Origin of the sequence: Pseudomonas sp. Leaf48 (assembly GCF_001421885.1) — a bacterium.
GTDB lineage: Bacteria > Pseudomonadota > Gammaproteobacteria > Pseudomonadales > Pseudomonadaceae > Aquipseudomonas.
Map to the genome: position 1 here is coordinate 87,165 of NZ_LMLH01000013.1, position 14,484 is coordinate 101,648.

Sequence of the window (14,484 nt, forward strand, 5' to 3'; positions counted from 1 at the left end):
ACACATAGGGTCAGCCCGTGACCAATTTGTAATGATTGGTCACTGACTATCAGGTCATAAAAAAACCCGCTGTATCGCGGGTTTCCAACAACGCAGACAATTGTAGGAGCGAGCATGCTCGCGAGGGTCGTAACGATAACGCGGGCATTCAAAATTCCCGCGGCGTTCTCTGGTTCTTCGCGAGCATGCTCGCTCCTACAAGTACCGGACAGATGGCATCGTTACAGCGCAAATAACTCCGCCGGCAACTGCATCAGGCAATCACTGCCCGCCTCGATTGCCGCCCGATGAGCGGCGGTGCGCGGCAGCAGTCGCTTGAAGTAAAACTCGCTGGTCGCCAGTTTGCCCCGGCAGAAATCGGCTTCGCCGCTGCCAGCATCGAGTTGGGCCTGAGCCACCAGTGCCATGCGCAGCCACAGATAGCCGAGGATGATGTAACCGCTGTACATCAGGTAATCCACCGACGCGGCACCGACTTCGTCAGGGTTTTTCATGGCGGCCATGCCGACTTTGCCAGTCAACTCACCCCACTGCCGATTCAGCTCATCGAGCTGCGCCACATAGCTGGCCAGCTGCGGATGGGCGGCGTTGGCCAGGCAGAATTTATGGACGATTCTGGTAAAGCCGCGCAACAGTTTGCCCTGGCTGCCGAGGACTTTGCGCCCAAGCAGGTCGAGCGCCTGAATGCCGTTGGTACCTTCGTAGATCGGCGCGATCCGGCAGTCGCGAACCAGTTGTTCCATGCCCCATTCGCGAATGAAGCCATGGCCACCAAACACTTGCATCCCGTGGTTGGTCACCTCCAGGCCCGTGTCGGTCATGAAGGCCTTGCAGATCGGCGTGAGGAACGCCAGCAGGTCTTCAGCATCCTGACGCGCCGTTTCATCGGGGCTTCGGTGCGCCACGTCCAGCAGTTGCGCGGTGAAGTAAGTCAACGCGCGGTTGCCTTCATTGAAGGCCTTCATGGTCAGCAGCATGCGCCGCACATCGGGATGCACGATGATCGGGTCGGCCGCTTTTTCCGGGGCTTTCGCGCCCGTCAGCGAACGCATCTGCAAGCGCTCGTTGGCATACTTGATCGCGCCCTGGAAACTCGCCTCGCCCAAACAAAGGCCCTGCATGCCGGTACCCAGCCGGGCGTGGTTCATCATGGTGAACATGCAGTTCAGGCCCTTGTTCGGTTCACCGATCAGGAAGCCCTTGGCACCGTCGAAGTTGAGCACGCAGGTGGCGGAGGCCTTGATACCCATTTTATGTTCGATCGAGCCGCAGGAAACACCATTGCGCTCGCCCGCCTCTCCCCCGGCATCAGGCAGGAACTTCGGCACGATGAACAGCGAAATGCCCTTGGTCCCGGCCGGAGCGTCCGGCAGTTTCGCCAGCACCAGGTGAATGATGTTGTCACTCAGGTCGTGCTCGCCGGCGGAGATGAAAATCTTGCTGCCGTAGATCGCGTAACTGCCATCGGCCGCAGGTACGGCACGGCTCTTGATGATGCCCAGATCAGTGCCGCAATGGGCTTCGGTCAGGCACATGGTGCCGGTCCATTGGCCGGCGGTGAGCTTGTTCAAATAGGTCTGTTTCTGTTCCTCGGTGCCGTGGGCATGGATCGCCGACATCGCACCATGGGTCAGGCCCGGGTACATGCCCCAGGAGGTGTTGCTCGAACCGACCATCTCGCTGATGACCAGGCCCAGGGAGCTCGGCAAGCCCTGGCCACCGTAGGCCGGATCCGCCGCCAGGCCATGCCAGCCGCCCTCGACGTATTGGGCGAACGCCTGCTTGAAACCTGCAGGCGTCGTGACCACGCCCTTGTCGAAATGGCAGCCCTCTTCGTCGCCGCTGCGGTTGAGTGGCGACAGGACGTTTTCGCAGAATTTCGCCCCTTCTTCCAGGATCGCATTGACCATGTCCGGGCTGGCGTCGGTAGCCCCCAGCGCCGCATAGTTGCCATGAAAATCGAAGACGTGGTCGATCAGAAAGCGCATGTCGCGCAAGGGAGCTTTGTACTCAGGCATGGTCATTTCTCCGTCAGCAGATTGAATCAACCTACTGCCGGCGGCCACACCCGACAATCACAGTGCAGACCCTGAATGCGCCATCATCACTGAACCGTAGCGGCGTCCATGCGCACCGCGCCACGGCGGTTCTGACCGAACGCCATCACACAGTTACGCCCGGCGCCCTTGGCACTGTAGAGGGCCTGGTCTGCGGACTTGAGCACCTCTTCCGGGGTGCGCTGATCGATCCGTTCGGCTACGCCGATACTGACCGTTACCGACACGCTCGAAGCACCCGAACCGGAGCGACGCTGGCGCCCCTGACTATCATCCTGGGGACGGTTGTCCTGATTACGCAACTGGATGTTGTAGGTAGCGATGGATTCCCGGATCACTTCCAGGTGCGGCATACACTCTTCGAGGGTCTTGCCAGCAAACACCAGTGCAAATTCCTCGCCGCCATAGCGATACGCCTTCCCGCCGCCGCCGATTTTCGACAGTTTGCTGGCGACCAGGCGCAGCACCTGATCGCCGACGTCGTGGCCGTGGGTGTCGTTGAATTTCTTGAAATGGTCGACGTCGCTCATGGCCAGCACATAGTTGCGTCCCAGCCGCTGCATACGCTCATTCAGCGCCCGACGACCCGGCAGCCCGGTCAGCTCGTCGCGAAATGCCATCTGATAGGCCTCGTGGGCCACGGCCGCAGCGATCATCAGCATCACCTGGCTGCACATGATGTTCAGGGTAAACGGCAGGATGAAGGTTTTCGGCAACATCCAGAACAGCCCGAGCAAGCCCACCAGTTGCGCGGCATGCAGCGGCCTCGGGTTACGCCAGTACTGGTAGGTCAGCAGCAGAAAAGCGGCAATGAATACCGGGTAAGACAGCTGAATCAGGCTCATCCATGCACCGTGCAACGCCGGCCAGCGAATCTCCGACAGCCAGATCAACAGCGCATGCGGGTAACTTTGCTCAAGGCCCAGCGCAACGCTGCCGACAGCCAGCAACACCGCAAAGCGCGCCACCATATCCTGAAACAGATGGGTGCGTTCCTGCCATGCCGCGAACACGCCAAACATCAACGGCAGCAGCAGACAACACAAATGAAAGACCACGGCGGCGTCGTCGCGAACCTTGCCGTTGTCGCGGTAATAGTCGGTCTGGGTGTCGAGCAGAAAGTAGGCGATGTACACCGTGGCCATCAGAAACAACTCACGCTGACGTCGGTAAACCGCGCAGTAGGCGCCGCCGAGCAGCAGCACAAGGGTTGGCAGCACGTTGAACAGTGAAGTGAAGAAGACGTTCAGGTCCTTGATGTACGCAGCCGCGAGCCCCGCCAGTAACAGCAGCAGTGACGGCAGGAAATGACTGAAACGTACAGCGGAAGAACGTGGCAAGGGTAAAGCTCCGACCCGTCGATTCAATAGATGGCAATGTGCCAACTACTGTAACGGCAGAACCCTCAAGTTACTGAGTGAAATACTGCGGTATTTGCAAAAAAAAAGCCTCACTGCCGACAAGCGGGGCGCCCGTCATGCAAGGGCGAGACACCAGCGAGGGCTGGTTCTAGGCTTTCGCATACAAAAAAACCGCTGACCCCGAAGGACCAGCGGTTTCCTGTACAACCTCGCCGGGACTTAGTAGCCCAGGTCGAAGTTCTCTTCTTTCATGTCCATCAGGTTGTTGGCGCCCGACAGCATGGTTGCAACGTGAGTGCGGGTACGCGGCAGGATGCGCTGGAAGTAGAAGCGCGCAGTCTGCAGCTTGGCGGAGTAGAACGCCTCTTCGGAAGTGCCGGCAGCCAGTTTTTCCGCAGCCAGGCGCGCCATGTCAGCCCAGAAGTAGGCCAGGCAGGCGTAACCGGAGTACATCAGGTAGTCCACGGAAGCCGCGCCGACTTCTTCGCGGTCTTTCATGGCGGCCATACCGACCTTCATGGTCAGCTCGCCCCACTCTTTGTTCAGTGCAGCCAGCGGCGCGACGAATTCCTGAACGGCTTCGTTGCCTTCGTTGGTCTGGCAGAACTTGTGGACGATCTTGGTGAAGCCTTTCAACGCCTCGCCTTGAGTCATCAGCACTTTACGGCCCAACAGGTCGAGTGCCTGGATACCGGTGGTGCCTTCGTACAGCATCGAAATGCGGCTGTCGCGAACGTTCTGCTCCATGCCCCACTCGGCGATGAAGCCGTGGCCGCCGTAGATCTGCACGCCGTGGTTGGCCGATTCGAAACCGACTTCGGTCATGAAGGCTTTGGCGATCGGAGTCATGAACGCCAACAGAGCGTCGGCTTTCTTCTTCTCTTCTTCGTCCACGCCGTACTTGACGATGTCGACCTGTTTGGCGGTGAAGTACACCATCGCGCGGTTGCCTTCGGCGAATGCCTTCATGGTCAACAGCATGCGACGTACATCAGGGTGCACGATGATCGGGTCAGCGGCTTTGTCCGGCGCTTTCGGGCCAGTCAGCGAGCGCATTTGCAGGCGATCACGAGCGTATTTCAAGCCGCCCTGGAAGCCGATCTCGGCGTGGGCCAGACCTTGCAGTGCGGTACCCAGACGTGCGGTGTTCATGAAGGTGAACATGCAGTTCAGGCCTTTGTTCGCCGGGCCAATCAGGAAACCGGTGGCCGCGTCGAAGTTCATCACGCAAGTGGCGTTGCCGTGGATGCCCATCTTGTGTTCCAGGGAACCACAGGACACCGCGTTACGCTCACCGATCGAACCATCAGCGTTGGGCATGAATTTCGGAACGATGAACAGGGAAATGCCTTTGGTGCCGGCCGGTGCATCCGGCAGGCGGGCCAGTACGATGTGGACGATGTTGTCGGCCATGTCGTGTTCACCGGCAGAGATGAAGATCTTGGTGCCGGAAACTTTGTAGGAACCGTCAGCCTGAGGTTCGGCCTTGGTACGCAGCATGCCCAGATCGGTGCCGCAGTGCGGTTCGGTCAGGCACATGGTGCCGGTCCATTCGCCGGAAACCAGTTTGGTCAGGTAAGCGTCTTGCTGTTGCGGGGTGCCGTGCTCGGAGATGGTGTTCATCGCGCCGTGCGACAGGCCTGGGTACATGCCCCACGACCAGTTGGACTCGCCAACCATTTCGCTGACTGCCAGACCCAGCGACTCCGGCAAGCCTTGGCCGCCGTGTTCTACGTCGTGGGCCAGGCTTGGCCAGCCGCCTTCAACGAATTGCTTGTAGGCCTCTTTGAAACCGGTCGGCGTCTTAACGCCGGACTCGCTCCAGGTGCAGCCTTCAGTGTCACCCACGCGGTTCAGCGGAGCCAGCACCTGCTCACAAAACTTGGCGCCTTCTTCGAGAATGGCGTCAACCATGTCCGGAGTTGCGTCTGCGCAAGCCGGAAGGCTCTGATAGTGCGCTTCGTAACCGAGCAGTTCGTCACGAACGAAGCGAATATCACGCAAGGGGGCCTTGTAGTCAGGCATAGCGAAAAACCTCTGCTGATGTAACCGGGGATGAACGACCGCGGCGATTTGTCGCTACGATCAAACAGTTGTTTGAAACATACGTTTACGCCGAAATCTTGTCAAGCGTCGTTCTTTTGCCGCTGGTCACGATATCCACTCAGCCAGGCACGCAACAACGCGGCAGGCGCCTTGCATCGCTATCTGCCGTGTAGAAAAGATTAGTTGAGGAAGAACGACTTACGCAGAAAAACGCCGCGAACAAACGCGGCGTTTCAGGGGCGCGGGTTCAGTGAAGCGTCAGGCGAAAGTATCGATCAAGGTTCCAAGCACTTCATCGGACGCCTTGGCGACTCTGGCGCCCAGCTCGACCTGGGATTGGCCCTGGTCCATTTCCACCAGATTACTGGTCAGGTCCGACCGCTGGCTGCGATCGACCGACTGCAGGCGATCGATCTGGGCCTCAGAGGACTGGCTGCTGACCGAGCGTTCGATTGAATGACTGGCGATCTGCCCGGCAGCTTGATCGACACGATTCTGGCCTGCCTGAAGAGTGCTCAGACCGGCATAAAAAGCGCTGTTACCTGAGATTTCCATGGGAGAGTTCGTCCTGGTGAAGGATCAACAGTGACCATTGAAGCAGAGCCGCTTGCAAAACACCCGTCAAAAACACTAATGGCACTATGCCTTGTCATAGGCAAAAGCTAGTCCAGCAGATCCAGTTGCAAGTGCTCGGCCACCGCTTCGGCCGAGACTGTCTTGAGTTTCGGCACCCGGCCCAGGCACGGTGCCGGAATCCGTTCGGCAAGCGTCGCGAGGTTTTCTTCCAGGCGCGAGGTCTTCGGATCGATGATATTGGCCACCCAACCCGCCAATTGCAGACCGTCCCGGGCAATCGCCTCGGCAGTCAGCAAGGCATGATTGATACACCCCAGTCGCACTCCGACCACCAGAATCACCGGCAGATCCAGGGCTATGGCCAGGTCGGATACATTGTCCTGATCCGCCAGCGGCACACGCCAGCCGCCGGCACCTTCGATCAAGGTGAAATCCGCCTGCATGTCGAGAATCTGCCGCATCGGTACCAACAATGACTGCACCGTCAGTGCCACGCCGGCCTCGCGCGCCGCCAGATGCGGGGCAATGGCCGGTTCGAACGCCAACGGATTGACCTGTGCATAAGTCAGCGGTAGCGAGCACTCGGCTAAAAGCGCCAGGGCGTCGGAGTTACGCAAGCCCTTGGGCGTCACGTCGCAGCCGGAAGCAACCGGTTTGCCCGCTGCCGTGCTCATGCCCGCCGAACGCGCGGCATGTAACAGACCTGCAGCTACGGTGGTTTTACCGACATCGGTGTCCGTACCGGTAATGAAATAGGCTGCGCTCATAAGGGCTTCTCCAGTACGGCGTACACCACTTGATAAGTCGCCGGCAGTCCATGGGCCTGACGAAACTGCTCATACGCTTCAACCAAACCCAAAATCCGCGCCCTGCCGGTCAGACCACCCGGCCGACCAGGATTCAGATTATGTGCTCCCAGCGCCTTGAGCTCATGGGTCAGGCTGCGCACATCCGGGTAATGCAATACATGTGGACGGGTCTGCAGGCTGATCGCCCGCAAGCCACTGTCCGCACACAGCTGTTGATAAACAGCGAACTCGCGGAAGCGGTTGACGTGCACCATGCCATCGACCTTACTCCAACTATCACGCAACTCACACAATGTGCCTACGCATAGACTAGCAAACGCGAAAATCCCCCCCGGTTTGAGTACCCGATGAGCCTCGCTGAGCACCGACGCGAAATCTTCGCACCACTGCACCGCCAGGCTGGAGTAGATCAAATCGCAAGTCGAATCCTGCAACGGCAAACACTCGGCATCACCGGCAATGAAATCCGCTGCGCCGCCTAATGGCCTGGCGTGGTTGAGCATGCCCTCGGCAATGTCCAGTGCCACCCCGTGACCGGTAGAAAAACGCGAACCCAGGGCACGGCTGAAATGACCGGTGCCGCAGCCCAGGTCCAGCCAGCGTCGCGGAAAAAAATCCTCCGGCAAACGACTCAACAACTGGCTGCCTACGTCACGCTGCAATTGGGCGACGCTGTCATAGCTCACCGCCGCGCGGGAAAACGAAGCCGCTACCTGACGCTTGTCGGGCAAGCCACCGGGCTGATGGGAAAGGGACAGATCAGTCATCGCCGCACTCGTGCAAAAAGGCCTGGATAGCCCCCGCCACACCGTGGGGGTCTTCCAGAAGAAATGCGTGGCTGGCCTGTTCGATCAGACCGATTTCAACGTCTGGCAACAACGCCAGCAGATCGCTTGCCGCTTCGGCCGGCACCAGTGCATCGACGCCGGCGAACAAATGCAGTTGCGGGCCGCGAAAAGCCTGCAAGGCCTGGCGTGTGTCCAGTTGTGCGAGCAGCTCCAGGCCGCTCAGCAACACGGCGGCCGTGGTATGGGGCGCCCCGCCGAGCAATAGCCGCGACAAGCCGCGGGGATCTTCGGCGCCTTGGGCGCAGAGCAGTGAAAAGCGCTTGAGCGTCAGTCGCGAATCGGCCGCACAACCGGCAAGAAACGCATCGAAGGTTTCGCCAGCCATTGCGCTCGGCCATTGGTCACTGGCGACAAATGCGGCGTTACTGGCCAGCGTCAGCAAACCACAGCAGCGATCGCCGCGACGGGCTGCGAGCGCGGACGCGAGCATACCGCCCAGAGACCAGCCGCCGAGCCAGGCATCCTGAGGCAAATTGGAGTCGAGTTCATCGAGCCATTCTTCAAGATCGCTAGACTCCAACTCCGGCAACGGCTCGATCTCCACCCGCAGGCGTTCATCCAGGCCTTGCAACGCGGCGGCCAAGGGTTCCAGCGGCGAAACGCCGAGGCCCCAGCCGGGCAGTAGAATCAGTCGATCACGCATGGCCCGGCTCCGGATCAAGTTGTTGGAAACAGTCGGCCAATCCTTCTAACAATAGCTGTACCTGCGCCTCGCTGTGGGCTGCGGTCAGGGTGACCCGCAGGCGTGCGCTGCCAGCGGGCACGGTGGGCGGACGAATCGCCGTGACCATCAAGCCTCGCTCGCGCAGCATTTGCGACAAGCGCACCGCACGACCGGCGTCGCCGATCATGATCGGCTGAATCGGCGTGAAGCTGTCCATGAGCTCCAGGCCAATCTGTTCGGCACCCCGGCGGAACTGGCGGATCAGCGTCTGCAAATGCTCGCGCCGCCAGTGTTCGCTACGCAGCAGTTCCAGACTTTTCAGCGTCGCACAGGCCAGTGCCGGTGGCTGGCTGGTGGTGTAGATGTAGGGCCGGGCGAACTGGATCAGGCTCTCTATCAACTCGTCGCTGCCCGCTACAAAAGCCCCCGCCGTACCGAACGCCTTGCCGAGTGTGCCGACCAGGACCGGCACGTCTTCCTGGCTCAGGCCGAAATGCTCGACGCTGCCGCCACCGGTGGCACCCAGCGGACCAAAACCGTGGGCATCGTCGACCATCAGCCATGCGCCTTTGGCCTTGGTTTCCCGAGCCAGCGCCGGCAAATCGGCGAGGTCGCCGTCCATGCTGAACACGCCATCGGTGACCACCAGCGTATTGCCGGTGGCTTTCTCCAGGCGCTTGGCCAGGCTGGTGGCGTCGTTGTGCAGATAACGGTTGAACCGCGCACCGGACAACAACCCGGCGTCCAGCAACGAGGCATGATTGAGCCGGTCTTCGAGCACCGTATCTCCCTGCCCCACCAGCGCCGTCACCGCCCCGAGGTTGGCCATGTAGCCGGTGGTGAACAGCAGGGCACGCGGGCGACCGGTCAGGTCGGCCAAGGCTTCTTCCAGGGCGTGATGCGGGCCGCTATGACCGATGACCAGATGCGAAGCGCCGCCGCCCACACCCCATTTCGAAGCGCCGGCGCGCCAGGCTTCGATCACTTGCGGGTGATTGGCCAGGCCCAGGTAGTCGTTATTACAGAACGCCAGCAAGGATTGACCATCGACCACCACTTGCGGCCCTTGCGGGCTTTCGAGCAGGGGGCGCTGGCGATAGAGGTTTTCGGCACGGCGGGCAGCAAGGCGTGCGGCGAGATCGAAAGACATGCAGGCCTCGTGGATCAATTCACATAAATCAGAACACGCCCCTCCCGGTGGGAGCGGGCTTGCTCGCGAAAGCGTCAGGCCAGTCGACATCGTTGCTGGATGTCAGTCCGTCTTCGCGAGCAAGCCCGCTCCCACAGGAGGGATGCATTCCATCAGCGGTATCATCAGAAGCTTCAAACAGCCGCGTTGTAGAACTGCTCGCTGTTCTTGTGCTCCACCAGCGCCTGTTCGATCGCTGCCTGATGCACTTCGTCGGCATGCTCTTCGCGGGCTTCCGGCAGGATTCCCAGGCGCGAGAACAGTTGCATGTCCTTGTCGGCCTGCGGGTTGGCGGTGGTCAGCAGTTTTTCCCCGTAGAAAATCGAGTTGGCGCCGGCGAAGAACGCCAGGGCCTGCATCTGCTCATTCATGGCTTCGCGGCCGGCGGACAGACGCACGTGGGATTTTGGCATCAGGATCCGGGCAACGGCGAGCATGCGGATGAAATCGAACGGATCGACATCGTCGGCATTTTCCAGCGGCGTGCCGGCGACTTTCACCAGCATGTTGATCGGTACCGACTCCGGGTGCTCCGGCAGGTTGGCCAACTGGATCAGCAGATTGGCGCGGTCGTCGAGAGACTCGCCCATGCCGAGGATACCGCCGGAGCAGATCTTCATCCCCGAATCACGCACATAGGCCAGGGTTTGCAGGCGCTCGCTGTAGGTGCGGGTAGTGATGATGCTGCCGTAGAACTCCGGCGAGGTATCGAGGTTGTGGTTGTAGTAGTCAAGGCCGGCCTGTGCCAGGGCTTCGGTCTGCTCCTGATCGAGGCGACCGAGGGTCATGCAGGTTTCCAGACCAAGGGCTTTTACGCCCTCGACCATCTTCAACACGTACGGCATGTCTTTGGCCGAAGGGTGTTTCCACGCTGCGCCCATGCAGAAACGGGTGGAACCGATGGCCTTGGCGCGCGCAGCCTCTTCGAGGACCTTCTGCACTTCCATCAGCTTCTCTTTTTCCAGACCGGTGTTGTAGTGACCGGACTGCGGACAATATTTGCAATCTTCCGGGCAGGCGCCGGTCTTGATCGACAGAAGGGTCGACACCTGGACGCGGTTGGCGTCGAAATGTGCGCGGTGCACCGTCTGCGCCTGGAACAACAGGTCATTGAACGGTTGAACGAAGAGTGCTTTGACTTCGGCCAAAGACCAGTCATGACGCAGGGTTGCAGTGGTGCTGGCGCTCATGGGTGTTTCCTTTGAATTATGCTTGGCAGGCGACTGGGTCATGGAGACCCGCAGTTGCTTCACAAATGTTTCGGCATATTTAAGGAAGAGTGATGCGCTGTCAACCACGATACGATGGACCGGTTTACATCTGGTTAAAAAACAAACAATCCTGTTTACTCTGCGATGAGCCCGCCGACGACATCATCCCTATCTGCACGGCCTGCGAAACAGAATTGCCTTGGCTCGGCGATCAGTGCCAGACCTGTGCCCTGCCCCTGCCTGGCGCAGGCTTGTACTGCGGTCAATGCCTGAAGCATCCGCCAGCTTTCGAACGAGTTATTGCACCCTGGACCTACAACTTTCCGATCGACAGCCTGATCACTCGTTTCAAGCACAGTGCGAAATGGCCCTTCGGCCGTCTGCTCGCCGAACTGCTCGCGCAATCGGTGCAGCATAACTTCGATAATGGCCTGGACCGCCCCGACGCATTGGTGCCCGTGCCTCTGGCCAAGCGGCGCCTGCGCCAACGGGGTTTCAACCAGGCTGCGATGCTGGCTCGGTGGCTCGGCGCCGGTCTCGACCTTGCTTGTGACGAACAGCTGCTCTTGCGAACACAGGACACCGACGCACAACAGGAACTGAATGCCGATGCCCGGCATAAAAACCTGCGCAACGCTTTCGCCCTGGCAGCCAACGCCACCGTCAAAGGCAAACACCTGGCCCTGGTCGACGACGTGCTGACTACCGGCGCCACGACACAAGCGCTGGCTCGTCTGTTGGTGGATGCTGGCGCGGCGCGGGTCGATGTCTATTGCCTGGCTCGTACCCCCAAGCCTGGCGAGTCGCCCTGACTTGACTCCCGCGCCCTGAGCCGCCAACGTCCCCCCATCGCCACAGCCAAAGCGTTTTGCCATGTCCTTGCCTACCTTGTTGTCCCAGCACATTGTCCGCCGCCCGCAGCGCATTGCCCTGCTGCAGCACATTGCCGAACAGGGCTCGATCACCCGCGCCGCAAAAAGCGCCGGCCTGAGTTACAAGGCAGCCTGGGATGCCATTGATGAGCTGAACAACCTGGCGCAGAAACCATTGGTGGAACGGGTGGTCGGCGGCAAGGGCGGTGGCGGGGCGAAGCTGTCCAGCGAGGGTGAGCGCGTGTTGCGCTTGTATCAGAAACTGCAAGCGCTGCAGGCCCAGGTACTGGAAGCGGCTGAAGACGCGAGCGACCTCGATCTGCTGGGACGCTTGATGCTGCGAACCAGTGCGCGCAATCAGTTACATGGCAAGGTCGTGGCGATCGATTCCCATGGGCGTAACGATCTGATTCGCCTGCAAATCGCCGAGGGCTTGATCATCAATGCCCAGATCACTCACGACAGTACCGAACGCCTGGAATTGCAGATCGGTACCGAAGTCGTGGCCTTGATCAAGGCCGGCTGGCTCGACGTACTGGCGCTCGACACCCGCGAAACCTGCGCAAGCAACTGCTTGAGAGGAATCATCGAGAAAATACTCGATGCCGAAGATGGCCCCAGCGAAGTGCGCATCACCCTGCCCGGTGGCCTGACACTCTGTGCCCTGGCTGAGCCAGAACATCTTGAAGCTCAGGGGCTTGGCATGGGCAAACCGGTGCGTGTGGAGTTTTCACCCTCCATGGTTTTGCTGGGCACGCCGCTGTAAACACTACTGCAACAAAAGTTTCATCCTCGATCATTAAGGTGACTGCTCTGACCGCAGGGAGCCTGAAATGAGCCTATTAGAAGAAAACCAAGCCACCGACCTCGAAAACATGGTCGGTCTCAGCCGTCGCGGCTTCATCAGCGCGGGAGCCCTTTGCGGTGCCGCGATGTTCCTCGGTGGCAACCTGCTGAGCCGCAGCGTACTGGCCGCCAGTGTCAGCGCCGGCAACAGCCAGTTGTTGGGATTTGAAAGTATTGCCGCCGCCACCAGCGACACCATCACCCTGCCGCCGGGTTACAAGTCTTCGGTATTGATCAGTTGGGGCCAGCCGCTGCACAAGGACGGTCCGGCCTTCGACCCGAGCGGCAACGGCAGCGCCGAACACCAGGAACTGCAGTTCGGTGACAACAACGACGGCATGAGCCTTTTCGAGTTTCCCGGTGAAAACGACCGGGCGCTGATGGCCATCAACAACGAATACACCAACTACCGCTACCTCTACCCCCACGGCGGCATGCCGCAATCGGCCGAAGAAGTGCGCAAAGCGCTGGCCTGTGAAGGTGTGTCGGTGATCGAGGTGCAGCGCAAGGACGGCCAATGGCACTTCGTCCAGGGCTCACGCTACAACCGCCGGATTCATGGCAATGCGCCGATCAGCCTGAGCGGTCCTGCTGCCGGTCATGAGCTGCTGAAAACCAGCGCCGACCCACAGGGCAAGAACGTTCTCGGCACCTTCCAGAACTGCGCCAACGGCAAGACACCGTGGGGCACATACCTGACCTGCGAGGAGAACTTCACCGACTGCTTCGGCAGCAGCAATGCCGAGCAGAAATTCGACGCCGCGCAGAAACGCTACGCAGTGGTGGTCACCAGCAAAGAGATCAACTGGCACCAGCACGACGAACGATTCGACATGGCGAAGAATCCCAACGAACTGAACCGTCATGGCTGGGTGGTGGAAATCGACCCGTTCGATCCGCAATCGACCCCGGTCAAGCGCACGGCCCTGGGCCGTTTCAAACATGAAAACGCCGCCCTGGCCGAGACCGGCGACGGTCATGCCGTGGTGTACATGGGCGACGATGAGCGCGGCGAGTTCATCTACAAGTTCGTCAGCCGCGACAAGATCGACCACAAGAACCCCAAGGCCAACCGCGACCTGCTGGACCACGGCACCCTGTACGTGGCGCGCTTCGACGCTGGCGACGGCAATGCCGACCACCCGAAAGGTCAGGGTGAATGGATCGAGCTGACCCACGGCAAAAACGGTATCGACGCCAGCAGCGGCTTTGCCGACCAGGCCCAAGTGCTGATTCACGCGCGGCTCGCGGCCAGCGTAGTCAAGGCCACGCGCATGGACCGTCCGGAATGGATCGTGGTCAGCCCCAAGGATGGCCAGGTCTACTGCACGCTGACCAACAACGCGAAACGCGGGGAAGACGGCCAGCCGGTGGGCGGACCTAATCCGCGGGAGAAAAACGTCTACGGGCAGATTCTGCGCTGGCGCACCGAGCGTGACGATCACGGCTCAAAAACCTTTGCCTGGGACCTGTTCGTCGTCGCCGGTAACCCGGGGGTTCACGCCGGCACCGCAAAAGGCGGATCGTCGAACATCACGCCACAGAACATGTTCAACAGCCCGGACGGACTGGGCTTCGACAAGGCCGGGCGGTTGTGGATCCTGACTGATGGCGATTCGAGCAATGCCGGGGACTTTGCCGGCATGGGCAATAACCAGATGCTCTGTGCCGACCCGGTGACCGGCGAGATTCGTCGCTTCATGGTCGGGCCCGTGGGGTGTGAAGTGACCGGGATCAGCTTTTCTGCGGACCAGAAAACCTTGTTTGTCGGGATTCAGCATCCCGGGGAAAACGGTGGTTCAACCTTCCCTGAGCACTTGCCGAATGGCAAGCCGCGCTCTTCGGTGATTGCAATTACTCGCGAAGATGGCGGGATCGTCGGCGCCTGATCGGCCCTCATCGCGAGCAGGCTCGCTTGTATGGTAGGACTTGAAGGGAGGAGGAGGGACAAGGCTCGATTCTGACTGTTGACGCAGTACAGACCGTGGGAGATTTCGCCCCTCCT

The 14,484-nt window shown here is 60.2% G+C and carries 12 protein-coding genes; 3 read left to right on the forward strand and 9 right to left on the reverse strand.

What is annotated here, in order from left to right:
• Positions 1 to 221 precede the first annotated feature (221 nt).
• The 9 genes from ASE98_RS12495 to bioB all read right to left on the reverse strand — a co-directional run bounded on the left by ASE98_RS12495 (position 222) and on the right by bioB (position 10,740).
• The gene (locus ASE98_RS12495) at positions 222 to 2,018 is read right to left on the reverse strand and encodes an acyl-CoA dehydrogenase C-terminal domain-containing protein (RefSeq protein WP_060541666.1); all 1,797 of its coding nucleotides are present in this window, start codon (positions 2,016 to 2,018) and stop codon (positions 222 to 224) included.
• Positions 2,019 to 2,104: 86 nt separating this feature from the next.
• Positions 2,105 to 3,397, reverse strand: coding sequence for a GGDEF domain-containing protein (locus ASE98_RS12500; RefSeq protein WP_060541667.1), 1,293 nt, complete (start codon positions 3,395 to 3,397; stop codon positions 2,105 to 2,107).
• 240 nt (positions 3,398 to 3,637) lie between these two features.
• Entirely contained in the window at positions 3,638 to 5,443 is a 1,806-nt protein-coding gene (locus tag ASE98_RS12505) for a phenylacyl-CoA dehydrogenase (protein ID WP_060541668.1), read from the reverse strand.
• Between the two features lie 279 nt (positions 5,444 to 5,722).
• On the reverse strand, positions 5,723 to 6,019 hold the full coding sequence (locus ASE98_RS12510) for a hypothetical protein (protein WP_060541669.1): 297 nt from the start codon (positions 6,017 to 6,019) through the stop codon (positions 5,723 to 5,725).
• A gap of 107 nt (positions 6,020 to 6,126) precedes the next feature.
• A complete protein-coding gene (gene bioD / locus ASE98_RS12515) occupies positions 6,127 to 6,807 on the reverse strand; it encodes a dethiobiotin synthase (protein ID WP_060541670.1) in 681 nt (226 codons plus the stop codon).
• Entirely contained in the window at positions 6,804 to 7,616 is an 813-nt protein-coding gene (bioC, locus tag ASE98_RS12520; RefSeq protein WP_060541671.1) for a malonyl-ACP O-methyltransferase BioC, read from the reverse strand. The genes bioD and bioC overlap by 4 nt, the downstream gene beginning before the upstream one ends.
• Complete coding sequence (locus tag ASE98_RS12525; RefSeq protein WP_060541672.1) at positions 7,609 to 8,340, reverse strand: alpha/beta fold hydrolase; 732 nt, start codon at positions 8,338 to 8,340, stop codon at positions 7,609 to 7,611. Before ASE98_RS12525 ends, bioC begins: the two co-directional genes overlap by 8 nt.
• The gene (gene bioF / locus ASE98_RS12530) at positions 8,333 to 9,511 is read right to left on the reverse strand and encodes an 8-amino-7-oxononanoate synthase (protein WP_060541673.1); all 1,179 of its coding nucleotides are present in this window, start codon (positions 9,509 to 9,511) and stop codon (positions 8,333 to 8,335) included. Before bioF ends, ASE98_RS12525 begins: the two co-directional genes overlap by 8 nt.
• Before the next feature lie 173 nt (positions 9,512 to 9,684).
• The gene (gene bioB, locus ASE98_RS12535) at positions 9,685 to 10,740 is read right to left on the reverse strand and encodes a biotin synthase BioB (RefSeq protein WP_060541674.1); all 1,056 of its coding nucleotides are present in this window, start codon (positions 10,738 to 10,740) and stop codon (positions 9,685 to 9,687) included.
• A gap of 92 nt (positions 10,741 to 10,832) precedes the next feature.
• Here bioB and ASE98_RS12540 point away from each other — a divergent pair, with 92 nt between their 5' ends.
• From ASE98_RS12540 to ASE98_RS12550, 3 genes are all read left to right on the forward strand, one after another.
• A complete protein-coding gene (locus ASE98_RS12540) occupies positions 10,833 to 11,573 on the forward strand; it encodes a ComF family protein (protein ID WP_060541675.1) in 741 nt (246 codons plus the stop codon).
• 61 nt (positions 11,574 to 11,634) lie between these two features.
• Positions 11,635 to 12,399, forward strand: a complete 765-nt coding sequence (locus ASE98_RS12545) for a TOBE domain-containing protein (protein ID WP_060541676.1) — start codon at positions 11,635 to 11,637, stop codon at positions 12,397 to 12,399.
• A 67-nt stretch (positions 12,400 to 12,466) separates the two neighbouring features.
• Positions 12,467 to 14,368: a PhoX family protein gene (locus tag ASE98_RS12550; RefSeq protein ID WP_060541677.1), complete on the forward strand. Its 1,902-nt coding sequence runs from the start codon at positions 12,467 to 12,469 to the stop codon at positions 14,366 to 14,368.
• Positions 14,369 to 14,484 lie beyond the last annotated feature (116 nt).